The sequence below is a fragment of the Candidatus Eisenbacteria bacterium genome (assembly GCA_035712145.1).
GTDB lineage: Bacteria > Eisenbacteria > RBG-16-71-46 > RBG-16-71-46 > RBG-16-71-46 > DASTBI01.
In genome coordinates this window covers 1-22,269 of sequence record DASTBI010000221.1, presented here as the reverse complement: position 1 = coordinate 22,269, position 22,269 = coordinate 1, and the positions used below count along the sequence as shown (strand labels likewise).

Below are 22,269 nucleotides of genomic sequence, written 5' to 3'. Positions count from 1 at the left end.
GACTCCGCTCCAAGCTGGCTGGAGCGGTTCCGTCCCATGGCCGAGGCGCAGCGAAACACCGCCGCCCGGCCTAGCCCGACCGGCGTCCTCTCTCGTAACCCCATCGACGGTCGTCGTCCCGCATCGGACGATGCTTCCAGTGCCGATCCGGAATGTCGTAGATCGCCTCGGGCACCGACCGTGCGTCGATCACCACGAAGGGGCCGCGATAGCTGGTGCCTCGGTACCAGTAGCCGTTGTCCGCGACGTACCAGTAGTCCCCGTAGCGGAACATGTCGAAGTCGAAATCCGTGTTGGCCATGACGTACGCGCCCGTCTCCGGCACGTAGAGCACGTCCGGCTGGCCGCGGAAATAGACCCGCGGAGCCGCAGGCGCGTTGTCGACGTCGATGAAGTAACCGTAGTAGGTCGGGCGATCGTCCAAGCCCTCGTCATAGGCGTAGCGATCGCTGTTCGGATGGTAGTTCCAGTACGCCATCGGCACCGTGTAGATGCGCGCAGGCACCGAGCGCGGATGGACGGCCCGCCACGGACCCCGATAGCCGGTCGCGCGGTACCAGTAACCGTCACGCGTCATGTACCAGAAGTTGCCGGTGCGGAACATGTCCACGCCCCATCGATCGACGTTCTGGACGACGTAGACTCGGCTGCGAGACTCGTATCGAATCTGCGGGGCCGTGCGGAAATAGATCCGCGGAGCCGGCGGGGCGTTCCGGAAATCGAGCCGAAAGCCCTCGTACGTCCTGATCTGGCTCGACGCAGGGACCGCGAACAGCGCGAGCAGTCCTACGAGGAGCAGCAGAGTGCGCTTCTTCATGGAATCCCTCCTTGAAACTCGTTCACATCGGCTTCACTCGGCCTGGAACTTTTCCCTCGTCACGGCCGGTGGCCTGTCCACGCACCCACGAGTGAAGCGAGGGAAGTGCCAGCGCTGCGAATGCGCATGGGGTGAAAGTGATGCGGGGCTCGGCTCGCTCGAGCGGCGCGCAATGCCGTTTTTGGCCTGATCGGCGCAGAAGTTACAAGCGATGCACGATGTTCCGTGCTCCGGGAGCCCTCGTTGTGCGCGAGGTCCCGGCCCCTTAAACTCCCGCGGCCTCGAACCTGGGAGCCGCAATGTTCATCGAGGAGTACCTTCAGGACCTGCGGCGCGAGCGCTTTTCTCCTCGCGCCTTCGGGGTGTATCTGCAGCGCGTCGCCGCTCGCGCGCGCGACGCCATGGTGGCCAACCCCGGCGCCGTGCGCTCCGTGTGGAGCATGGGTCTGGCCTTCTTCGCGGCGGCCTTCCTGGCGGCAGTCCAGATCGCGCTTCGCTACGACCGCCATCTCGCTTACGACTTCTTCCTGCAGACCTCGCTGTGGATCCTGCCGGCATTTGCCTTCGTCTCGCTCAACATCGAGCATCTGCGCGACCGGGAGGGCTTCGCGCTCTCCGCGCTCAACCTGCCCACGGCGCTCACGCTGCTGCGCGTCGTGCTGGTTCCCGGCATCGCCCTGTTCCTGGTCGAGCGCCATATCGCACTCGCGCTGGCCGTGTTCCTGATCGCCGCGCTCTCCGACGTGGCCGACGGATGGCTCGCGCGGCGGTGGAAGCAGGAGACCAAGCTCGGCCGCGCGCTCGATCCGGTCGTCGACATCGTGTTCAACCTGGCGATGTTCTTCGCCCTCATGGCGGCCGGCCTGCTGCCGGTCTGGGTGTTCGCGATGGCGGCGCTGCGCTATGGCATCCTGTTGATCGGTGGCGCGAGCCTCTATCTGTTCGTCGGTCCGCTCCGCATCCAGCCGACCCCGTTCGGACGCGCCACCGGCGTGGTGATGGCGTCACTGCTGGCGCTGCACCTGTACCTCCACGCCACCCAGGGGCGATTCGCCATGCGGATCGTGCCGCTCACCGAGGCGGCTCTCGGCATGCTGATGCTCGCGACCGTCATCCAGGTGGTGGTCATGGGCTGGTACAACCTCAAGCTCCTGCGAGGCGAGGCGCGGGCTCGCGGCCGCGTCGTGGGCGACGTGCGCTGGGGCGCTCCATGAGCGAGAGCCTGCGCGGAGAGCTCAGCCACTTCTTTCCCGCCGAGATCCTTCAGCTCCTGTCGCTCGCGCAGGCCACCGGCCGGCTCGATCTCGAGCGTCAAGGAGAGCGCGCCGAGATCTTCGTCGAGCGCGGCCAGCCGGTGTTCGCGCGGACCACCGGACCCACCGTCAAAGTCGGACAGGTTCTGGTCCATCGTGGAGCGGTCTCGCTCGAGACCCTCGAAGGGGTTCTGCAGAGCTCACCATCGAGGCCCGGCCAGCGTCTGGGAGGGCTTCTTATGTCCGCCGGCGTGGCGACCCCGGATCAAGTCCACAGCGCCGTGCGCGAGACACTGCGCCGCGTGCTCTACGGGCTCCTGCTGTGGCGCGAAGGGACGTTCGCGTTCCAGTCGGGGGAGCAGGCGCTCGGCGAGGACATCCATCTCGAGCTCGACCTCGACCGCCTGATCCTCGAGGGCTTGCGGCAGGCCGACGAGAGTCGCCGCGGCAGCTGACTCGTCGCGCGGGTAGCTCCTTACTCTCCCCGGGGAGAGTAGGACGCGACAAAGGCAGGGGCCGGCTCTGCGGCCATCACGCCTTCGATCTCCAGCAGCCGCTTCTTCCGCCACAGCCCGCCGCCGTAGCCGGTGAGCGCGCCGTTCGATCCCACCACGCGATGACAGGGCACCATGACCGCGATGCGATTGTCGCCGACGGCCTTGGCGACGGCGCGCACCGCCGCGGGACGGCCGAGGTCGCGCGCGACCGCCGCGTAGCTCACGGTCGAGCCGTAGGGAATGGCTTCGAGCCGCTTCCACACCGCACGCTGGAAGTCGGTGCCGGGCGTTGCCCGTGGAACCCCGAACTGCCGCCGGGTGCCCGCGAGGTACTCGCCCATCTCCTTCGTCGCCTGCTCGATCACGGGGTTGCTCCCCGGAGCGAACAAAGCCCCCAGACGGCGGCGCAGGACATCGAGCTGAGTCTCCAGCATGCGGCGGTCCGCGAACTCGAAGAGCACGAGCGAGCGCTCGTCCGCGGCCGCCACCATCGGCCCGAGGTCGCTGGGCACGCGCGCGATCGACAGGACGGGCGCGTCCTTGGTGCGGGTCGGACTCTTTCCGAGCAGGTTGCGGAAGGCCTCGTTGAACCCGCTCAGCGAATCGTAGCCGCTCGCGAAGGCCGCCTCGGTCACGCCGGCGCCGCCCCGGATCTGTCCCAGCGCGCTCGCCAGACGCCGCGCGCGGCTGTACGCCTGGAACGTCATGCCGTGATTCGCGAGGAACCACCGCCGCACGCGCGTCGGCTCGAGCCGAAGCGCACGCAGATCACGGTCACGCCAGCGCCGCGAAGGATCGCTCTCGATCTCGCCGAGCAGAGTGCCGAGCCACGGTGGCGGCGTGCCCGAGAGCTCCATCGGCCGGCAACGCCGGCACGGGCGATAACCGGCGAGCAATGCCTCGCGCGTCGAAGGGAAGAACTCCACGTTCTCGGGACGAGGCTTCTTCGCCGGACAGGTGGGCCGGCAGAAGATGCCGGTGGTGCGCACCGCGGTGAAGAAGACCCCGTCGTAGGACGTATCGCCGCTCATGTAGGCCGCGATCATGTCGGGCCGCGAAGGCATCGCTCGCGCGTTCATGGACGGGATCTTCCACGAATGGGTCCGCCGGCACTACCGGGAATTGAGCGGCGAATTCGGAAAACGATAGAGCCGCCACCGCTCCCGCTCACCGACGAAGTCCAACCCGGAGATCCAAGGGTCCAATGAAACGGACCATGGATCCACCAGCAGGTAGCGGGCGCCGTAGCGCGCCGCCAAGCGCTCGAGGGTTCCAATCCTCAGGCTCTCCGGCATGACGATGGCGGGGGAGCCCGAGTAAAGGGCGGTCTCCGCGGGAATGCGGGCGATGACAGGCCCGGCAGGCACGGTCGCCTTCATCCATAGGCAGACTCTCTCCCTGCTCGCGCGCTCGATTTCGTAATCCGGGAATTGTGGATTGGTATCGAGTCTCGTGTAGGGCAGCTGGACCCAGAATCCCCAGAGCAGCAGTGCCGCCAAGGCCGGTGGCATGACGAATCGTGACCAGCTCCGTGGACCACGACGAGCCATGACCCAGACCAGGAAGCCCACGACGGCCGAAGCGAGAGAAGCCCATGCCAACCGTGGCCACAGAGTCTGCCCCGGGAGAGCGAAGTGGGTATGCATCGCCAGCCAGCCAAGAACCGGTGGGGCCAGAAAGAGAAGCGATGCGAAGGTTGCCATGATCGCGAGGACCGCGGGCCGGCCCAGGCGTCGCGGGTCGGAAAGCGCCAGCCCGACCGGCCGGGAGAGCAGCACCGTGAGAGGAATGAAGTCTCGCGCCCAGAGATCGTGTGCGATGCCGTGCAGATAGAAGAGCGCGACCGCCACGGTGGCGATCAAAGTGCGCTCGACACCAGCGAGACGACGCAGACCGATGATCGCCAACGCCGCCAGCAGTGGATACCAAAGGGTGAGCGCGCTGATCGCGAGATAATCGACTGGCACCAGGCGACGGAGGACTTCCGGCAAGGAAGTCGCCGAGCTCAAGACTCGAGTGTGGTCGGGATCCCCCGGGGGGCGTCCCAGGAAGAACGCCGTCTTGGCGGTGAATGGCACTCCGATGGTGAGCCAGGTCATCGCGCCGAATGCGGCGACGAGAACCGCCAGGGTCGCCGTGTACATGAGGACGGACTTCGAGCGCCGGATGATCAGCGTCGCCAGCGTGGCCAAGCCGAGAATAGGAATGAGCTCGTACTGAACGAGTCCAGCTCCCAGCGTGGCGACGGCCAGCCACACTCCGATGGCTCGCGCGGATCGGCCCGAGGTCATGAGCCGCTGTGCGATCGCGATGAAAGCGAGAAGGACGACCGATACCGTGGCTTCCTTCATCAGCAATCCGCCATAGAGGACCGACCACGGCTCGAATGCCGCCACACTGGCGGCGATCAGCGCTCCGATCGCTGATTGCCGGCGAGTCAGTGCCCATGTCCCCACGATGGCTCCCGTGGAAGCCGCCACGGAGAGCAAGGGCGCCGCAGCGGTCTTTCCCCCGCCGATCGCCATCGCGCCCGCGACCAGATAACCGAAGGCCGGCTCGTAGTAGTCCTCGACGTGGGAAATGGCCTCGGGCGCTGTAAGGAAGTGATGGATGAAGTCGACTCGAGGGAAGCCGTGAGCGAGAACCGCGCGACCCATTTGAAGGTAGATGCCGGGGTCGCCAGGACCGAACAAGATGGGAATGGAGGCCGCAACCTGCAACCGCATGACGACGGCCACCGCAAGGATCGCCATCAACATGAGGACGTGCCACGCGAGCAACGGAGCGGTCGTCGCGGGAGCCGATGGCGAAGAGGCTCCTGCTTGGTGGACTTTGGGCACGGCTCAAGAGAAGCCGACAATGACAGGTCATCGCAAGGCCGACGTTCTCCATTGCCGCACGGAACAGAAACCCCTTGCGCAACGCCGGACGCATCCCTAGTCTGCCGATGCCCCAACGAACCCGCCCGCCGTCTTCGTGATCGCCACGACCGTTCATCTCGCCCCCAACGCACCCTGGATCTGGCTCCTCCTCGCGAGCCTGGCGATCATCGCGCTCGCGGTTTGGGCCTATCGCTTCGCCATTCCGCCGCTGCCTGCCCTGGCCCGGCGCGCGCTTCCGGCGCTCCGGTTGCTCGGCTTGCTGGCGCTCGTCTGGCTGCTCGCGCGGCCTGTGATCGAGCGTGATCGCGGGGGCCAGGGCACGAAGATCGCCGTTCTCGTCGACCGCTCGTGGAGCATGGACCTGCCGGTCGCGGGCACCGGCTCGCCCACGCGCGCGTCGGTGGCCGCGCAGGCGGTCGCCGATCTCAAGCGCTCGCTGCGAGGCCGGGCCACGGTGAAGGAGATTCCCTTCGCCGGCCGGCTCGGCGCCGACACGGCGTGGCGCTCCTCGCGCGGATCGACCGCCGTCGGCGGCGCGCTCGGCGCGCTGCCGCTCTCGCCCGAAGGCCAGGACCTCGATGGCGTCATCGTGGTGAGCGACGGCGTCACCAACATGGGCGAGGATCCGGTCGCGGCGGGACGCGCGCTCGGGGTTCCGGTGCATGCGGTCGCGATCGGCCGTCCCGGCGCCCGCGACCGCGCGGTGCTCGAGGTCGAAGCCTCGGCGCGCGTGCGCGTGGGCGAGGCCACGCCGGTGCGGGTGCGGGTCACGAGCCTCGAGGATCCTGGAACGCCGATTCCGGTGCGGCTCATGGACGGCAGCCGCGAGCTGGCGCGAGCGCAGGTCCCGGCACCGGCGCACGGCGCGGAAGCCACGGTGGAGATGCGGGTCACCCCCTCGGCCCCGGGTCTCGCGGTGTGGACCGCGCAGGTGGATTCGCTGCGCGATGAGATCACCACGCGGAACAACACCCGGCAGGTGGCGGTCGAAGTTTCGCCGAGCCGCCTCGGCGTGCTCATCGTCAGCTCGGCGCTCAACTGGGATCTCACCTTCCTGCGTCGCGCGCTGGCCGGGGACTCGAGTCTGGCGCTCGATACGCGGGTGCGCGAGCGCGACGGCTGGCGCGGAGTCGAGCGGCGAGCGGGAGCGCCGACCGCCGCGGACCTGCGCGGCAAGTCCGTGGTGATCCTGGACGGCTTGGCACCCGCCGAGATCAGCGCCCCGCTCGACGCCGCGGTCGCGGCCTTCGCGCGGAGCGGGGGCGGCGTGCTGGTGCTGGGCGGCGACGCGCCTGGACTGGGACGCTTCCGCGCCGGGACCGCGGGTGCTGCATTCGCGCTGCAGAGCGAAGGCGGGCTGCGCTCGGCAAACCCGCTGCCCACGCCCGAGGGACGTGATCTGATGGCCTGGGACGAGGATCCCGCGCGTGGCGAGCGAGCGTGGCGCACCGCGGCGCCGCTCACCCAGGTCGGCGCCTACCGGCTCGGAGGCGGCGACCGCCCGCTGCTCGGCGCCGCCGACAACGGCACCCCGATCATGGTGGCGCGCCGCGTGGGTCGCGGGCAGGCGCTGCTGGTCAACGGCACGGGCTTCTGGCGCTGGTCGCTCTCGGGGCTCGACGAGTTCGCGGGAGAGCGCGGTCAGCGCCTGTGGCGACGAGTGGTGCGCTGGCTGGCTGAGCCGGTGCAGGGCGAGCCTCTGCGGGTGCAGCCCGAGCGCTGGCTGTCGGCGCGGGGCGAGCCGGTGCGGCTGCTGGCCAGTCTCCAGGACAAGGAGTTCCAGCCGGTCGCCGGAGCCACGGTGCGAGGCGAGGTCATCGACGAGCGCGGCCGGCGCAGCCGCGTGAGCTTCGAGCCGCGCGAGCGCGGCTCCTACGTGGCGACACTCGAGGATCTCGAGCCTGGGCGCTATCGGATCGCGGCGCGTGCTGCGCGCGGCGGCGCCGAGCTGGGTGCGGCGAGTGGCGAGTTCGCCGTCGACCGCTGGAGTCTCGAAGAGGCGCGTGCCGAGCCGGACTCGGCCGCACTCGCGGCGCTCGCTCGTAATGCCGGAGGCCGGGTGACCGGCGCCGCCAACGTGAGCGCGTGGACGCGCGCGCTTCCCGCCCGGGCGCTGGCGCGCAACCGTTCGGTCAGCCTGCGGCTTTGGGAATCTCCGTGGGTGTTCGCGGTGGTGGTGGGCTTCTTCACCATCGAATGGGCCTGGCGCCGGCGCCGCGGACTCCCGTAGCGACCGCTCCCCGGACACAGCCCCCCATCCAGCTCCCGCTCGCCCCCGCAAGGAGAGCGCATGCTCGCCGTGCGGCTTCATGCGGCGCCGGTCGCGGCGCTGGCTCTGTTCCTGTTCGCGAATGTGGTCCACGCGCAGACCTGCGCCCCGCCGCTCCACGCCAGGATCGCCGAGGTCCATTACGACGCGGTCGGTGACGACACCGGCCGCGAGTTCGTCGAGCTCTTCAATCCCTTCGCCACCGCGCTGAGCCTGACCGGAGTCCGCCTCGAATCGGGCGACGGCTCGGGACCTGGACGCTGGACGCCGCGCTGGACCGGAGCGCCGGACGACAGCATCGGCCCCGGCGCGCGCTTCGTGATCGGCGGCGCGCTGATCGGGGCGGCTCCGGACGCGCTCGTCACGCTCGATCTGCAGAACGGCCCCGACGCGGTGAGGCTCGTGTGGCCGGACGGCGCGACCGAAGTGGTCGGCTACGGCGTGGCCGAGTTCGCGGAATACGCGTGCGGCCCGCCGGCGATGGACGTGGGGTCGGGGCAGTCGCTGGCGCGAATTCCCGACGATGCGGACGGCGGCGGCAACGCCTTCGACTTTCGCGCCGCACCGCCGACGCCTGGCCGCGCCAACCAGCGGCGGCGCGATCTGTCGTGGCTCAGCGGCTCGGTGGGACTCATGGCGCCGGTGACGAGCGCCGCGATGCCGGTCGTTCTGAGGGGGACGCTCGAGAATCGCGGCTCGGAGCCGCTCCCGGCCGCCTCCTGCGGCTGGTCGGTGCGCGAGATGGGTGACACGCTCACGCTCGCCCGCGGCGTGGTCGCTTCCGCGGTGGCCCCGGGCGAGACGGTGAGCGTGACCGCAACGCTCGCCGGTCTCGCCCCCTCCAAGCGGCGGATCGTCATGGTCGCGTCCGTGCCCGGTGACGAAGCTCCCGAGAACGATGGCGACTCGCTGTGGGTGCGCGTGGGTCTCGGCCCGCTCCAGCTCACCGAGATCCAGTTCCATCCCGCCGCGGGCGAAGGCGAGTGGGTCGAGGTGGTGAACGCCGGCGCCATGCCGCTCGACCTGGGAGCGTTTGGCATCGCCGATCGGGCCCTGAGTCCCGGCCATGTCGTCGCGACGATGCTGGCTCCCGAGAGCCTGGCGGTGCTGGCGCAGGACCGCAGCGGATTCCTCGCTCGCTTCCCACGGCTCGACAGCACGCGTGTCCTGCGCGTCAGTCCGTGGCCAACGCTCAACAACAGCGACGACGACCGGCACGTGGCCGACGTGGCGAGTCTCATCGAGACCGAAGGCACTTTCAGCGACTGCGTGCCGTACTCGGCCGCGGGCGTTCCGGCGGGTGTGCCGCTCGAGCGCGACCGCGCGGGGCGCTGGGCCGCGTCGGCCGTGGCTTCCGGCACGCCTCTCGAGCGCCCCCGGCCGCGCGCCTCCGTTCCCGGGCGTTTCCAGATCGAGCCACGACGCCTGCTGGCCGGAGCGGAAGCGCGGTTGTCGTGGGATCTTCCCTGGCCGCGCGCGCGGGTGACGTGCGCGCTCTACGACATGGCGGGCCGTCCACGCGGCGTGGTGCTGCCGTCCATGGAGGTGTCCGGCCGTGGCGAGCAGCGCTGGGCGCCCCGTGACCTGAGCGCCGGTCTCTACCTGCTCGTGCTCGACGCGCGCGCGGCCAGCGGCCAAGGCAGCCTCGCTTTGACGCGGCCGCTTCGCGTGGATGCTCCGTGAAGCGGCGCGTTCTCTCATGCGCGCTGGCCGCGGCGCTGTTCTCGGCCACGGCGAGCTCTGCCCAGGAGTTCTCCGAGCCGGCGCCGGCGGCGCAGCTCACCGTGGCGGCCTTGCTCGAGCGCGGGTTGCCGGCGAGTGACGGAGCGCTCGGCGCCATCGCGCTCGCCACGCGCTGGCATGGGCTGGCCGAGATCGAGACGCGATCGCTCGCGATCGCCTTCGGCGCTCGCTCCGTTCGATTCGCGGCGGGGGCATCGCAGACCGGCGAGGCGGAGCTCGGCTGGACGCAGGCGTCGATCGGGGCCGGAGTGGCCAGCGAGTGCTATGGATTCGCGCTTCGCGGGTGCGTGCGCCGCCGGGCGGTCGTGAATGGCGAAGGAACCGGCGGGGAGGTGGGCGCCGGCGCCTGGGTCGAGGCCTCGCCGAGCGTCGTGGTCTGGGCCACGGCGCCTCAGCTCTGGACGCGCGGCGATCCACCGCCGCTCTCCCGATGGCTCGAGATCGGCGCGCGCCTCGAGCGAGCCGAAGCGCATCTCTGGCTGGCGCGCTCGGCCGCGCCCGGCGCTCCGAGCGGACTTCGCGCGGAGCACCTGGCCGGCCTGCTCGTGCCCGTGGGCTTAGCCGCGATCTGGATCGAAGGCCGCGACCACCCAGCGCGCGGCACGCTCGGCATCTCGGTCATGGCGGGCACGCTGCGCGTGAGCGCGGCGGTCGAAGGTCATCCCGTGCTGGGCGAGACGGTGCGTCTGGCGCTCGGCATCGGCGAGCGGTCATGGTGGTGAGCGTGCGCGGGCGTCGCGAGCTCCCGCTCATCGCACTGCTCGCCCTGCTGGCCTCCGCTGCGCGCGCGGAGCCGGTCGACGCTCCCGCCGGCGTCGCCGAAGGCGAGGATGTCACGTACGAAGAGAACGATTCGCTCGCGGTGGGCGAAGTCGAGCTCGGCCTCGCGGTCGCGGGATCGTCGGCGAAGAAGCCGCAGCATCGCCGTCGCGTGCGCTTCGACGAGCCCGATTTCTCGGGGGCGCTGCGCGAGGGCTCCGGCGATCCGCTCTCGGGCGGCGAGGTGACCGGTCGCTCGGCGAGCGACCGTTTCGTGCTCGGCAAGCTCTCGCCGCGCTGGGGCCGCGGGCTCCTGCTCGGCTCGCCAGGGGAGCCCTGGCAGCGCGCCACGCACACCATGCAGGGGGGCCGCCGAGGGCGCGCGGGCGAAGGACTGCTGCTGAGCCGCGGCCACGAGCGGCGCGTCGAGCTGGTCGCCGGCCGCTTCGCGCGCCGTGATCTCGCCGGACTCCGTGTCGGCCACCGCGCGGTGGGGGTGGGCGTCCTCGTGGGCCGAGGGCGCGAGCTGCAGTCTTCGCTCGCGGTCCGCCGCGGCGCCGGCGAGATCGAAGCGGCGCTCGACCGCGGCGGATCGTGGCGGGCCGAAGGACTGCTCGAGCGCCCCCTGGGCGTCTGGTCGGCAGCGGGCACCGTGCGCGCCGGCGCCGCCGGCTTCCGCTCGCTGGCCGAGCCCGCTCGGCAGACGCCGACACGCGCCGTGGCCATGACGCTCACCGGCCCGGCCTGGGGCAGCGAGATGGCCGCGCTGGCCGGCGTGTGGCGCTTCCGCGCCGGCCAGAGTGGATCACGCGTGGCGCTGGAATGCCGCCGATCCATGGGAGACGGGCGCCTGGTCTTGGGCTTCGAGGAGCAGCAGGGCGTTCGCAAGGACGCGGTCTCCGCCGCGGGCGCCATGCGGCAGGGCGGCTGGATCGAATGGAGCGGAGGTGCGCCGCTGGCGCTCGGTGTGCGGCACGAGACCTGGAGCGCCAGGGCTCTCCTCCAGGACGTGGTGCGCTCGGTGACGTCCACCCGCGTGGACGCACGCGCGCCGCTCGGGATCGAAGTCACGCTCGCGCACTCGATCTTTCGCACGCGGCGGGGAGAGAGCCTGTATCTCGCCGAAGCCGAGAGCGACCGGCTCGTGCTGCGCGCGCTGAGCGGCGAAGGCCAGCGCTCGAAGCTCGAGGTGCTCGTTCCCGCCGGCCGCCGCGGACGCGTGCTCGGCACGCTGCTCGTCCACACGGCCAGCGGTGTCCAGAAACCTCCGCAGTGGAGCATCGAGTGGATCCGGCGCTCGCGCGCCGACCGAACTCCATGACCCCCGCTCACCGCCCCCGGGAGAACATCTCATGCGCAAGGCATTCACCATCGCTCACGGCTTCCTCCTCATCCTGCTCGTCGGGCTCGTCCCGGCTACCGCCCGGGCGGAGCTGCGGCTCAACGAGTTCCTCGCCGGTCCGGCGCGCGACTGGGACGGGAGCGGAGGGCTCTCCACCCGCGATGACGAATGGGTCGAAGTCTGGAACGACGGCGCGGCGCTCCTCGAGCTGAGCGGCTACTTCATCACCGACGGCGACACGCTGCCGCGCTTCGGATTCAGCGGGACACTCGGACCGCAAGGCCGGGTGTTGGTATTCGGGAGCCAGGCCGTGGATTGGGAGCGAGCCAACGGCTTCCCGGTGTTCGGACTGTCGCTCGGGAACACCGGCGATCGCGTGATGCTGTGGCACGCGGCAGCCGGCGATACGACACTCGTCGACCAATACGTCTATCTGGCCCACGAAGCCGCGGCCGACCGCGCCGTCGGACGAGGCACGGATGGCGGCGCCTGGACGCTGTTCGACGCACTCAACCCGTATGCCGGCTCCGTCCCGCCGCTCGGCAGTGGATGCGCCCCGAGTCCCGGAGCGCCGAACCAGTGCGGGCCGACACCCGCGCTGCGGACGAGCTGGGGAAGTCTCAAAGCGCTCTACCGCTGAGGCTTGGCGCGGGCGCAGCGGTTGACGCTCCACCGGGCGGGGCCTATAGTCCCCGCCCGGCTTCGTGCGGAAGTGGCGGAACTGGCAGACGCACTAGATTCAGGTTCTAGCGCCCGAAAGGGTGTGGGGGTTCAAATCCCCCCTTCCGCACCACCACCGCCATCCTCGCCCGCCCCGCTCGATCCCGATGGCCCCTGAGAGCCCGCGCATGCCCCGCGAATCACAACCGGCCGACCGACTGGTGGCGCAGAATCGCCGCGCCGGCCACGACTACTTCATCCTCGAGACCGTCGAAGCGGGGCTGGTCCTCACCGGCACCGAGGTGAAGAGCCTGCGCAGGGGCAAGGCGAGCCTGGCCGAGGCCTTTGCCACCGTCGAAGGCGACGAAGCCTGGGTGCGCCAGCTTCACATTCCTCCCTACGAGCAGGGCAACCGCTGGAACGTGGATCCGGTGCGGCCGCGGAAACTGTTGCTCCATCGCGCCGAGATCGACATGCTGCGCAAGGCGGTCGCACAGAAAGGGCAGACCATCGTTCCGCTCAAGCTCTACTTCTCCGCCGGCTACGCCAAACTGCTGATCGCCGTGGCGAAGGGCAAGAAGACCCACGACAAGCGCCATGCGATCGCCGAGCGTGACGCGCGGCGCGAGGTCGCGCGGGCGCGGGCGCGAGGCGGCGATTGAACGCAAGGTGTCGCCGATGAAGCGAGCCGCCTGGATCGCGGTCGCCCTGGCACTCGGCGCGGGGGCGCTCACGAGCGCGTCGGACTGGCGCACGCCGCCTCCCGGCGAGGGACCCGAGACGGTGGCGGTGCGCAAGCTGGAAGGCCGGCCATACATCGGCGTCAACGACCTCGCGCGCCTGATCGAGGCCACCAAGTTCTGGCGCGCCGACGTGCGCCGGCTGGTGCTGCGCACCAGCTCACACACCATCGTGCTCACCGCCGACAACCCGTTCGTGGTGGTGGACGATCGCACCTTCTGGCTGGCCGATCCCGTCCGGTCACAGGACGGCGAATTCCAGGTCCCGGTCGCGCTCGTGGATTCGTTGCCTTCGGATTCCACGCTCGCGCGACTCATCTACGACGCGCGCCGCTCGCGCGTGGTGGTGCTTCCGGTGAGCGGAGGCGTCGGCAGTCCGCGAGTGGCGATCGTCGGCGCCATGACCCGGATGACGTTCCCCGCCGATCATGCCGAAGAGGCGGTGGTGGTCACGCGCGGGCGGGCGCGCTTCCGGCTGCGCTTCGGCGGCGTGTTCGTTGGCTCGTTGCCCGATTCGATCCCCGCCGGCGCGCTGGTGACCGGGATCCGCACCATCGCGGCCTCCGGAGGCAGCGCGTTCGAGCTCGCGATCTCGCCGGCGGCGACCGGATATCGACTGATCCATGACCCCGACCGGCGGCGGGTCGTCTTCGATGTCACGAGCGCGCGGGACGATGGCTTCGAGTCCTTCGCGACCGAGACGCCCCCCGGGGAGCGCGCGTTGCGGGTGGTGGTGATCGATCCGGCGCACGGCGGCGCGGATGCCGGCGTCGTCGCCGGCGCGGCGGTGGAGAAGGATCTCGCGCTCGATCTGGCACGCCGGCTGGCGGCGGAGCTGGAGCAGCAGGGCATGCGCGTGGTGCTCACGCGCAACGACGACCGCAGCGTCCCCGCCGAGGCGCGCGCCGCGCTGGCGAACCGTCTGAACGCGGACCTGGTGCTCGCGCTCCACTTCGACGGCTACGTCGATCCGCGCGCGCGCGGCGCCACGGCGTTCTGTCCTCCGGCGACCGTCATGGAGGATCGGCTGTCGCGCGACGACGACGAAGCCTCGGCTTCCGCCGGCGCGACGCCGGCGCCGGGGCGCATCATGCTGCTGCCCTGGCGCGACGTGGCCACGCGGCACGCGGTGCAGAGCCGCGATCTCGCCGAGGCGGTGCTCTCGGCGCTCGAGCTGCGCGGCCAGGGCCCCACGCGATTGCGCGAGCGGCTCCCGTACGACCTCCTGGGCGTCAACGCTCCCGGCATTCTCCTCGAGTGCGCCACGCTCACGGCGCCCGGCGATCGGGATCGCGTGCTGCAGGAGGAAGGCATGCGGCAGCTCGCCGCGAGCATCGCCGAAGGCGTGTCGGCGTACCGGAGGAGCCAGTGAGACGCGTGTTCGTTGGTTTGATCGTGATCGCTGTGCTAGCGTGGCTCGCCCACAGTTGGACGCGCCGCAGTGGACGGGCGCCGCGTCCCGAAGCGACCGTCGCGGACTCTTCGGCCGCGGGCGTCAAGGCGATGCGGTTGTTCTTCGGTGCGGCCAATGGTGACAGTCTGGTCGCGGAGTCGCGCGAGATGATCGAGGCCACGGGGCTCCACGACCGCATCTCAGGACTGGTCACGGAGCTGGACCGCGGTCCTCGCGCTCGCGGCGTGGCGGTGCTCCCCGCGGGCACTTCGGTGCTCAGGGTGTTCCTCGACGATCGTGGACTCATGACTTTGGATCTATCGGGCGCCTTCCGGCAGCGCTTCCGGGGCGGCGCCAGCGCGGAGTATCTCGCCGTGGCTTCGCTCATCCGCACCATCGGCGCCAACGTTCCGGAGGCCAGGCAGGTGCTGATCATCTGCGCGGGCCGCCCGGTGGCGACGCTCGGAGGGCACTTGCCGCTCGACCGCCCGCTCGACGTCTCGGACTGGCCCTGATGCCCGCGTCCCACGATCCACGGCCCATCGGCGTCTTCGATTCGGGCATCGGCGGGCTCACCGCGGTGCGCGAAATGTTCCGCGTGCTGCCTCACGAGTCGATCGTCTACTTTGGCGACACCGCGCGCCTTCCGTACGGCTCCAAGTCGCGCGAGACGGTGACGCGCTTCAGCCTCGAGATCTCCTCGTTTCTGGTGCGCCAGAACGTCAAGGCGCTGCTCGTGGCATGCAACACCGCGTCCTCCTATGCGCTCGACACGCTGGTGCAGCGTCTCGATCTGCCGGTGGTCGGCGTCATCGAGCCGGCGGCGCGCGTCGCGGTGGAGAAGAGCCCGCACGGGCGCATCGGCGTGATCGGCACGATGGGCACGGTGGCGAGCGGCGCGTATCCCACGATGATCGAGAAGCTGGCGCCCGGCGCGGCGGTGATCTCACGAGCCTGCCCGCTGTTCGTGCCGCTGGTCGAGGAAGGCTGGATCCAGCATCCGGTCACGCGCCAGGTCGCCGAGGAGTACCTGCTCGAGCTGCGGAATGGCGGGCTCGAGAGCTTGATCCTCGGGTGCACTCATTATCCTCTGCTCGCGCCGCTGATCGGCGAGCTGATGGGCCCGGCGGTGAAGCTGGTCGACTCCGGCGCCGAAGCAGCGCGAGCGCTGGCGCAGCTTCTGGCCGAGCGCGGCCAGCTGGCCCCGAGCGTCACGCCCGAGCATCGTTTCTTCCTGAGCGACGTGCCGCGAACCTTTGCCCGCGTCGCCGAGTCTTTTCTCGGCGGTCCGCTTCCGGCCTCGCTCGGCGTGGTCGATCAGACCGACCTTCCATGGTTCGAGCGCACCCACCCCGACTGGACTCAAGGCACTGGACAGGCCGTGAGCCGAAGCGAGCGTCCGTGACTCGGTTCCCTCGAGCGATTCGCGAGATCCAGTGACCCGCCCCCCTCGAGCCATTCGCGAGCGCGAGGGCCAGGCGCCGGTCGAGGCCATGGCGCGCCCCGACGGCCGCGGCCCGAGCCAGATGCGGGCGCTCAAGATCGAGCGCGGCGTCATGCGCAACGCCGAAGGCTCGGCGCTCGTCACCATGGGCAACACGCGCGTTCTGTGCAGCGCCACGGTCGAAGATCGGGTGCCGCACTGGCTGCGCGGACAAGGCCGGGGATGGGTGACCGCGGAGTACGGCATGCTGCCTCGCGCCACCAACGAGCGCACTTCACGCTCCGCCCAGACCGGCGGGCGCTCCCAGGAGATCCAGCGGCTCATCGGCCGGAGCCTCAGGACCGTGACCGACCTCACGCGCTTCGGCGAGCGCCTGATCCTGATCGACTGCGACGTGCTCGACGCCGACGGCGGCACACGCACCGCGGCGATCAACGGCGCACTGGTCGCGCTCCACGACGCATTCGTGGTCTTGTCGAACCGAGGTCATCTCACGGGACCCCCGCTCAAGGACGCGGTCGCCGCGATCTCGGTCGGCATGGTCGGCGGCACGCCGCGACTCGATCTCGCCTACGCCGAGGACTCGGCCGCCCAGGTCGACATGAACGTGGTCATGACGGGGGCGGGCCGCTACGTTGAAGTGCAGGGCACCGGCGAATCGGTGGCCTTCAGCGACGCCGAGCTCAAGGCGATGCTGAAGCTCGCCCGCACTGGAATTCGCAGGGTGTTGGCGCACCAACGCCGGCTGCTCGGCGACTCCGGGCTGCTGCCTACGCCCTCGCCCGCCACGCCTTCGCCCGCCACGCCCTCGCCCGCCACGCCCTCGGCGTGAAGCTGGTTCTCGCGACCTTCAATCGCGACAAGGCGCGCGAGTTGCTCGCACTGCTCGATCTGCCGGGACTCGAGCTGGCCATTCTGTCCGACGTTCGAGGCGCGACGTCGCCGGAGGAGGCCGGCGCCACGCTGCTCGAGAACGCCGTGCTGAAGGCCGAGGCCGCGCTCAAGCTCACCGGGCTTCCAGCGATCGCCGACGACACCGGTCTCGAGGTCGATGCTTTGAACGGCGCTCCTGGCGTGCACGCCGCGCGCTTCGCCGGGCCGAGCGCCACATACGCGGACAACGTCCGATTGCTGCTCGAGCGCATGGAGGGCGTGCCGCGTGAGCGGCGCTCCGCGCGCTTTCGGACCGTCTGCGTCTCCGTTTTCCCCAACGGTTCGCGGCTCGAGGCGGAAGGCGTGGTCGCCGGTCGCATTACGGAATCGCCGCGAGGCGTGCAGGGCTTCGGCTACGACCCCGTGTTTGAAGTGCCCGAGCTGGGACGGACGTTCGCGGAGATGACGACGGAGGAGAAGAACACCATCTCCCATCGCGCGCGTGCGGCACGGGCGCTGGCCGAGAAGCTTCGCCGGCATCTTGCCGAATTGACCTGAGCCCACGAGAAGTGATTTGACCTCACGAGAAGCGACCGAGCTGATCGCCGCTGCTGTCGATCGCAGCAACGCCTCATGGACCGATCGCAGCAAGGCCTCATGGGCCGATCTCGGCGCCGGCGATGGCATGTTCACGCTAGCGCTGGCAAGCCTTCTCGTGCCCGGCAGCTGCATTTACGCGGTCGATCGAGACAGCCGCGCGCTGAGTGCGCTCAGCCGCCGGGCCAAGGACTCGGAAGCGGACATCAAGGTGATCCCGATACGGGCCGACTTCACCAAGCCATTCGAATGGCCGGGCCTCGAAGACGAGCAGCTCGACGGCATGCTGTTCGCGAACGCGCTTCACTACGTACATGATCCTGCGCCGCTGCTTGGCCGCCTCGTCTCGCGGCTGAAGCCCGGCGGGCGCGTGGTGGTCGTCGAGTATGACCGTCGCGACCCCAATCCTTGGGTGCCGCACCCGATTCCGAGCCGTGACTTGCCGTCCATCACGAGAGACGCCGGTCTGTCCGAGCCCAAGGAAGTCAGGCGACGACCTTCGGCGTTCGGTGGCGATCTCTACGTGGCTGTTGTCGATCGGCTGTAGTTCGCAGCCCGCTTCCGGCTCATGAACGTAGCGCCAAACGTTTGCTCCGCCGTGTACTGATTATGAGCCCGGCATCGAAGTCGAATACCATCCACAGTGGCTCTGCCACCGCGCGCAACTTCAACCACATGATCGAACTCCAGGAAGCGCCGTTCCGTGCAGCGATGGCCATCTGAACTCACGAACGTGCACTGCCCTCCATCCCGGGCCGTGACCGCGCGCTTCACATGGGCGGGGATGGTACGAGGGTTGGTGGAGCGAGCCTGCGTCTTGTGCGGCCTGGTCGTGGGCTTGTGCGGTCTGGTCGCGGGCTTGTGCGGTCTGGTCGTGAGCTTGTGCGACCTGACCGCCGCGAGCTTCTGTCTCTCGAGTTGCGCGATTGCCAAGTCCAGCACCTTCTCCAAGACTTGAGCGAGGTCACCTGTCGGAATCTGATGGCTGAGCAAAGCTTGCGCCTGACGCAGCTTGTCGTGCGCAATCTGGCCAATCGTGACCTGGAGTGCGTAGCGCTTTGGCGATAGGGGAGTGACCCTCCGCTGGGAAGTGGGATGAGCCGCCATGAGATCGGGCATGGGGCCCGCGAGAGGTGCCGCGGCACCGGCAACGAGACTCGCAGTGGCCGTGGAGCCGACCATGGAGTCTCCCGCGGGACCGCCAACGAGATTCGGCGTGTCCGCCGCGGAGCCGGCCATGGACCCAACCGTGGACTCTGCCGGGGCACCGGCTGCCACAACTGTCCCCGAGGACAGTTGTGATGTTGCCGGAATGGCAACTTGGTTTGCACCTCGCTCACTCGACCTTGACCCCAAAGGCTGGTTTGCATGTGCATTCGCCCCGGGATTCATGTCTGCATTTATACCCGGCACCATGGAAGGATCAGACATCCGACCAGTAATCGGGTACGGGATGGGACCCATGGCGGTCAGAGTTCCTTGCATCCACATGGAATCGGGCGCTGGCTGCTGACGGACAAGACGCAGACGAGCCGGTATATCAGCTCTCGGGAACCGTTCTGCCAGGAGCTTCTCGACCTCGAACCTGCTCTTGCCTTCGGCCGAGGCCAGTAGGCCTTCTGGGTCTCCATGCTTCAGGTAAGGAGCAACGAGGACGATCAGAGTCAGGTTCAGGCGCCCGCTCTCGATTGCGGCGAAGAGCGATGGATGGCGGCGGGCGACCCGTGCGACCCGGATCCTCTTGAATGCGGCCTGCTCCGACAGACCGAACTTGTCCGTGCAATAGGCGAACATCGACGGGTATCCGGCCGGCAGGTAGAGCCTGCGGGCATCGAACTCGGCGATATCGGCCAGGAGCTCCGCGGTGCTGGCACGCTCACGTGCGAATGAAGCGGAAAGCTGGTGGCTGAGCGTCTCGTCCGAAAGCTGCGTACGCGAGTAGGAGGTGGTCATGGCACATCTCGACGGGGGCGATGACGTCGAGGGCCGACCGGCTTCTTATACCACAGGCGGATCGGGCGCGAGCGCCGATGCAACGGCCAGACATCGATCACAGAAGTGGGCATCGGTCATAGACCGAGAAGCGTGCTGCCTTTGACCTCCCAGCCGGGAGTGCACCTGCCGGGTGCGCCGGTCGGGTGCACCGGTCGGGTGCACCGGTCGGGTGCACCGGTCGCAAGGCCGGCTGCTTCAGCTTCCCAGTCGATGCACCCGAATCGTATTCGTGCTTCCGATCACGCCCGGCGGCGTTCCGGCCACGATCACGACCGATTCGCCCGGCCTGCCACACCGCGACAGGAGCACCGCCTGGTTCACCTGGTCGATCATGACGTCGGTGTCGGTGGCGTGCGGCATGACTGCGCTCTCGACGCCCCAAACGAGGGCGAGATGACGACGCGTGTTCTCATCGGTGGTGAACGCCAGGATGGGAATCGGGGGACGGTGGCGAGCGAGGCCGCGGGCGGTCGCGCCGCTCACCGTGAAGGCCGCCAGCGCGCATGCGCCAAGCTCGACCGCCATCCGGGCCGCAGCCGAGGCGACCGCGTCGATCGTCGAATCCCCGACCGCCGAATGCCCGGCTGGCGAATCCCCGACCGCCGAATCACCGGCTTGCGAATCCCCGACCGCCGAATGCCCGACCGCCGAATGCCCGGCTGGTGAATCCCCGGCCGGCAGAGACCCCAAGGACGCGTCCGAGGAGGCTTCGATGGTCTCGATGATGCGCGCCATCATGGCCGTGGCCTCGATCGGATGCTCGCCCACGCTGGTCTCACCCGAGAGCATCAACGCGTCGGCGCCTTCGAAGACCGCGGCCGCCACGTCCGTGACCTCGGCGCGGGTCGGTCGTGAGTGGTGGATCATCGATTCCAGCATTTGCGTCGCGACGATCACCGGCTTCCCGCGCTCCCGAGAAAGACGGACCGCACGTCGCTGGGTGAGCGGCACCTGCTCGAGCGGCATCTCCACGCCGAGATCCCCACGCGCCACCATCAGTCCGTCGAAGGCATCGATCACCTCTTCGATGCGGACAACGGCCTCGGGCTTCTCGAGCTTGGCGATCAGCGGCACGCGCCGACCCACGGCTTTCATGACGTGCCGCGCCGCGCCGGCATCGGCGGGGTCGCGCACGAACGACAGCGCCACCAGGTCCACGCCGAGGTCGAGCGCGAAACGCAGGTCCTCGACATCCTTGTGAGTCAGCGCCGGCGCGCTCACCGCGACACCCGGCAGGTTGATGCCTTTGTGGTCGGACACCTTGCCGCCTTCCACCACGCGGGCGCGCACGTCCTGACGATCGACGGCCAGGACTTCCAGGCTCACCGCACCGTCGTCCAGCAGCACCGCGTCGCCGCGCTTCACGTCGCGCGGCAGCGCTTCATACGTCGTGGACGCGCGCTGCGCGGTGCCCACGACTGACTCCGTCGTGAGCACGAACTCGGAGCCCGTCACCAGCGTCGCGGCCCCGCCGCTGAAGCGGCCGAGCCTGATCTTGGGACCCTGGAGATCGGCCAGCACCGCGATGGGCCGCTGGACCGACGCGCTCGCCTCACGCACCGCGCTGAACATGGCGTGGTGGTCTTCATGCGATCCGTGGGAGAAGTTGAGGCGCGCCACGTCCATGCCCGCCTGGATCAGGGCACGGATCCTCTCGACCTCACGGGTGGCGGGGCCGAGCGTGCAGACGATCCTGGCGCGGCGGCTCATCGGCCCAGTGTGGCGGTGATGACCAATGAGGCTCAAGTGTCTCGGCTCGCGATCGTCGCCCACCGAGACCATGGAACCGTGCCGCGCCTCGGGCGCGGGCGCTGGCGCTGGCGCGGGCGCGGGCGCTGGCGCGGGCGCTCGCGCGGGGGGCGGGTACGGGGCCGAGTACGGGCCTTCAAACTGGAGAGGCGGGATCCGTGCTGCGATCCCACCTCTCTCCCCCAGGTCGAGAAGGACTCTTTACTGCACCACGAAGGGACCGAACGAGCTCCCCTTACTGCACCACGAAGGGACCGAACGAACTCCCCTTACTGCACCACAAAGGGACCGAACGAGCTCCCCTTACTGCACCACGAAGGGACCGACAGACACCCGCACGGAGGCGCTCATCGAAGATCCGGCCGCCATCCCCGACGGGCTGACCGCGTTGCGCCGCATGACGCCGACCACCTGGTCGTTACGCGCGTCGTTGTGACCCTTGGCAATCTTGTCCACGCCGTCGTCCAAGACAGGGCCCACGGTCCAGTCCTTGGAGTCGATCCAGGCTTCCTGAGCCGCGACCGCGCGGGTCCACGACACGTCGAGATGGCCGTTCGAGCTGAGCGTGTCACCGGCCGACGGCGAGATGATGTTGTGCGCGTCAGGCATGTCCATCGATCCGGAGGCGACGTCCGAGCCACGAGCGACCGCGAGGACATACAGACCCCCGGCGTGACCACTGCGCTGCGCGCGGTAGGTGCCCGGCGTGCTCGAGTCTTCGCTGAGGCTCACCGTGCCGGAAGGCGTCGAGAACTCGACCGTCGCGCCGCTGGCGGCCAGGCCCGACCCGGTGTCGGCGAGCGACACGGTGAAATCGGTGGAGAAGTTGCGCGACGGATCGGCGTTGGACACCACGCTGGCGACCACGACGAGCGTGCCGGCTTGAGACGTCGGAAGTGTCGGCGCGGTCGGCTGGTTCTTGCCTCCTCCGCCGTTCGATCCACAGCCGGCGAGCAGAGGCAGCAGCAAACCGACAGTCGCGCTCAGCGCGCAGCGACGGTTCGAGTGACCCTGGCGATGCATGTCTTCTCCTTTATCCATGCTGGGTGGGTGCGCATGGGCTGAAGTCTGCCCAGGTACCAAGCGCATTCCCCGTGCCCATCGGAAGAGGAGGTTGCATCCCGCGCGGAATGGCTGCGCCACAACGGCCTGCGGCAGTCCTGACGACGGATCGCTCGATCTGCCTTACAGGCAATGGCCGGACGCAATCCGCGATTGGGCGTTCTCACCAGCCCCAGTGTGGGGTTTCCCCACAC

20 protein-coding genes and 1 tRNA gene are annotated in these 22,269 nt (G+C 69.4%); 15 read left to right on the top strand and 6 right to left on the bottom strand.

Annotation, left to right across the window (positions count from 1 at the left end):
• Positions 1 to 70: 70 nt before the first annotated feature.
• On the bottom strand, positions 71 to 817 hold the full coding sequence (locus tag VFQ05_15620) for a hypothetical protein (protein ID HET9328195.1): 747 nt from the start codon (positions 815 to 817) through the stop codon (positions 71 to 73).
• A 299-nt stretch (positions 818 to 1,116) separates the two neighbouring features.
• On the opposite strand from VFQ05_15620, the gene VFQ05_15615 reads away from it, so the two are divergent.
• Positions 1,117 to 2,031 (top strand): CDP-alcohol phosphatidyltransferase family protein, encoded by a 915-nt coding sequence (locus VFQ05_15615; protein ID HET9328194.1) that lies wholly within the window; start codon positions 1,117 to 1,119, stop codon positions 2,029 to 2,031.
• The gene (locus tag VFQ05_15610) at positions 2,028 to 2,525 is read left to right on the top strand and encodes a DUF4388 domain-containing protein (GenBank protein HET9328193.1); all 498 of its coding nucleotides are present in this window, start codon (positions 2,028 to 2,030) and stop codon (positions 2,523 to 2,525) included. The genes VFQ05_15615 and VFQ05_15610 overlap by 4 nt, the downstream gene beginning before the upstream one ends.
• Positions 2,526 to 2,545: 20 nt before the next feature.
• On the opposite strand, the gene VFQ05_15605 is transcribed toward VFQ05_15610, so the two are convergent.
• Complete coding sequence (locus tag VFQ05_15605; GenBank protein ID HET9328192.1) at positions 2,546 to 3,646, bottom strand: methylated-DNA--[protein]-cysteine S-methyltransferase; 1,101 nt, start codon at positions 3,644 to 3,646, stop codon at positions 2,546 to 2,548.
• Between the two features lie 33 nt (positions 3,647 to 3,679).
• Complete coding sequence (locus VFQ05_15600) at positions 3,680 to 5,326, bottom strand: hypothetical protein (GenBank protein HET9328191.1); 1,647 nt, start codon at positions 5,324 to 5,326, stop codon at positions 3,680 to 3,682.
• A gap of 217 nt (positions 5,327 to 5,543) precedes the next feature.
• Between VFQ05_15600 and VFQ05_15595 the strand changes: the two genes are divergently transcribed.
• The 13 genes from VFQ05_15595 to VFQ05_15535 all read left to right on the top strand — a co-directional run bounded on the left by VFQ05_15595 (position 5,544) and on the right by VFQ05_15535 (position 17,816).
• A complete protein-coding gene (locus tag VFQ05_15595) occupies positions 5,544 to 7,679 on the top strand; it encodes a vWA domain-containing protein (protein HET9328190.1) in 2,136 nt (711 codons plus the stop codon).
• Positions 7,680 to 7,739: 60 nt separating this feature from the next.
• Positions 7,740 to 9,401 carry a hypothetical protein gene (locus tag VFQ05_15590; protein HET9328189.1) on the top strand — a complete coding sequence of 554 codons (1,662 nt, stop codon included), beginning with the start codon at positions 7,740 to 7,742 and terminating at the stop codon, positions 9,399 to 9,401.
• Positions 9,398 to 10,183, top strand: coding sequence for a hypothetical protein (locus VFQ05_15585; protein HET9328188.1), 786 nt, complete (start codon positions 9,398 to 9,400; stop codon positions 10,181 to 10,183). Before VFQ05_15590 ends, VFQ05_15585 begins: the two co-directional genes overlap by 4 nt.
• Positions 10,174 to 11,541: a hypothetical protein gene (locus VFQ05_15580; protein ID HET9328187.1), complete on the top strand. Its 1,368-nt coding sequence runs from the start codon at positions 10,174 to 10,176 to the stop codon at positions 11,539 to 11,541. The genes VFQ05_15585 and VFQ05_15580 overlap by 10 nt, the downstream gene beginning before the upstream one ends.
• 31 nt (positions 11,542 to 11,572) lie before the next feature.
• On the top strand, positions 11,573 to 12,202 hold the full coding sequence (locus tag VFQ05_15575; GenBank protein HET9328186.1) for a lamin tail domain-containing protein: 630 nt from the start codon (positions 11,573 to 11,575) through the stop codon (positions 12,200 to 12,202).
• 66 nt (positions 12,203 to 12,268) lie between these two features.
• Positions 12,269 to 12,355, top strand: a tRNA-Leu gene (locus VFQ05_15570).
• 55 nt (positions 12,356 to 12,410) lie between these two features.
• Complete coding sequence (gene smpB, locus VFQ05_15565) at positions 12,411 to 12,884, top strand: SsrA-binding protein SmpB (protein HET9328185.1); 474 nt, start codon at positions 12,411 to 12,413, stop codon at positions 12,882 to 12,884.
• 16 nt (positions 12,885 to 12,900) lie between these two features.
• Complete coding sequence (locus tag VFQ05_15560; protein HET9328184.1) at positions 12,901 to 14,334, top strand: N-acetylmuramoyl-L-alanine amidase; 1,434 nt, start codon at positions 12,901 to 12,903, stop codon at positions 14,332 to 14,334.
• A complete protein-coding gene (locus tag VFQ05_15555) occupies positions 14,331 to 14,870 on the top strand; it encodes a GerMN domain-containing protein (protein HET9328183.1) in 540 nt (179 codons plus the stop codon). The genes VFQ05_15560 and VFQ05_15555 overlap by 4 nt, the downstream gene beginning before the upstream one ends.
• The gene (murI, locus tag VFQ05_15550) at positions 14,870 to 15,760 is read left to right on the top strand and encodes a glutamate racemase (protein HET9328182.1); all 891 of its coding nucleotides are present in this window, start codon (positions 14,870 to 14,872) and stop codon (positions 15,758 to 15,760) included. Before VFQ05_15555 ends, murI begins: the two co-directional genes overlap by 1 nt.
• Before the next feature lie 88 nt (positions 15,761 to 15,848).
• On the top strand, positions 15,849 to 16,631 hold the full coding sequence (gene rph / locus VFQ05_15545; protein ID HET9328181.1) for a ribonuclease PH: 783 nt from the start codon (positions 15,849 to 15,851) through the stop codon (positions 16,629 to 16,631).
• On the top strand, positions 16,628 to 17,230 hold the full coding sequence (gene rdgB, locus VFQ05_15540) for an RdgB/HAM1 family non-canonical purine NTP pyrophosphatase (GenBank protein HET9328180.1): 603 nt from the start codon (positions 16,628 to 16,630) through the stop codon (positions 17,228 to 17,230). Before rph ends, rdgB begins: the two co-directional genes overlap by 4 nt.
• A 16-nt stretch (positions 17,231 to 17,246) precedes the next feature.
• Positions 17,247 to 17,816: a class I SAM-dependent methyltransferase gene (locus VFQ05_15535; GenBank protein HET9328179.1), complete on the top strand. Its 570-nt coding sequence runs from the start codon at positions 17,247 to 17,249 to the stop codon at positions 17,814 to 17,816.
• On the opposite strand, the gene VFQ05_15530 is transcribed toward VFQ05_15535, so the two are convergent.
• The 3 genes from VFQ05_15530 to VFQ05_15520 form a co-directional block, all read right to left on the bottom strand.
• Positions 17,789 to 19,222 carry a hypothetical protein gene (locus VFQ05_15530; protein HET9328178.1) on the bottom strand — a complete coding sequence of 478 codons (1,434 nt, stop codon included), beginning with the start codon at positions 19,220 to 19,222 and terminating at the stop codon, positions 17,789 to 17,791. The two genes, VFQ05_15535 and VFQ05_15530, sit on opposite strands and share 28 nt — an antisense overlap.
• Positions 19,223 to 19,459: 237 nt before the next feature.
• Positions 19,460 to 20,974 (bottom strand): pyruvate kinase, encoded by a 1,515-nt coding sequence (gene pyk, locus VFQ05_15525; protein ID HET9328177.1) that lies wholly within the window; start codon positions 20,972 to 20,974, stop codon positions 19,460 to 19,462.
• Positions 20,975 to 21,316: 342 nt separating this feature from the next.
• Positions 21,317 to 22,036: a hypothetical protein gene (locus tag VFQ05_15520; GenBank protein HET9328176.1), complete on the bottom strand. Its 720-nt coding sequence runs from the start codon at positions 22,034 to 22,036 to the stop codon at positions 21,317 to 21,319.
• Positions 22,037 to 22,269 lie beyond the last annotated feature (233 nt).

What these genes read in the sequence shown, in the direction of transcription:
- VFQ05_15620 (HET9328195.1), bottom strand. Translation starts at nt 817, where the DNA reads ATGAAGAAGCGCACTCTGCTGCTCCTCGTAGGACTGCTCGCGCTGTTC.
- VFQ05_15615 (HET9328194.1), top strand. Translation starts at nt 1,117, where the DNA reads ATGTTCATCGAGGAGTACCTTCAGGACCTGCGGCGCGAGCGCTTTTCT.
- VFQ05_15610 (HET9328193.1), top strand. Translation starts at nt 2,028, where the DNA reads ATGAGCGAGAGCCTGCGCGGAGAGCTCAGCCACTTCTTTCCCGCCGAG.
- VFQ05_15605 (HET9328192.1), bottom strand. Translation starts at nt 3,646, where the DNA reads ATGAACGCGCGAGCGATGCCTTCGCGGCCCGACATGATCGCGGCCTAC.
- VFQ05_15600 (HET9328191.1), bottom strand. Translation starts at nt 5,326, where the DNA reads ATGTTGATGGCGATCCTTGCGGTGGCCGTCGTCATGCGGTTGCAGGTT.
- VFQ05_15590 (HET9328189.1), top strand. Translation starts at nt 7,740, where the DNA reads ATGCTCGCCGTGCGGCTTCATGCGGCGCCGGTCGCGGCGCTGGCTCTG.
- VFQ05_15580 (HET9328187.1), top strand. Translation starts at nt 10,174, where the DNA reads ATGGTGGTGAGCGTGCGCGGGCGTCGCGAGCTCCCGCTCATCGCACTG.
- VFQ05_15575 (HET9328186.1), top strand. Translation starts at nt 11,573, where the DNA reads ATGCGCAAGGCATTCACCATCGCTCACGGCTTCCTCCTCATCCTGCTC.
- smpB (HET9328185.1), top strand. Translation starts at nt 12,411, where the DNA reads ATGCCCCGCGAATCACAACCGGCCGACCGACTGGTGGCGCAGAATCGC.
- VFQ05_15560 (HET9328184.1), top strand. Translation starts at nt 12,901, where the DNA reads ATGAAGCGAGCCGCCTGGATCGCGGTCGCCCTGGCACTCGGCGCGGGG.
- murI (HET9328182.1), top strand. Translation starts at nt 14,870, where the DNA reads ATGCCCGCGTCCCACGATCCACGGCCCATCGGCGTCTTCGATTCGGGC.
- rph (HET9328181.1), top strand. Translation starts at nt 15,849, where the DNA reads ATGGCGCGCCCCGACGGCCGCGGCCCGAGCCAGATGCGGGCGCTCAAG.
- VFQ05_15530 (HET9328178.1), bottom strand. Translation starts at nt 19,222, where the DNA reads ATGACCACCTCCTACTCGCGTACGCAGCTTTCGGACGAGACGCTCAGC.
- pyk (HET9328177.1), bottom strand. Translation starts at nt 20,974, where the DNA reads ATGAGCCGCCGCGCCAGGATCGTCTGCACGCTCGGCCCCGCCACCCGT.
- VFQ05_15520 (HET9328176.1), bottom strand. Translation starts at nt 22,036, where the DNA reads ATGCATCGCCAGGGTCACTCGAACCGTCGCTGCGCGCTGAGCGCGACT.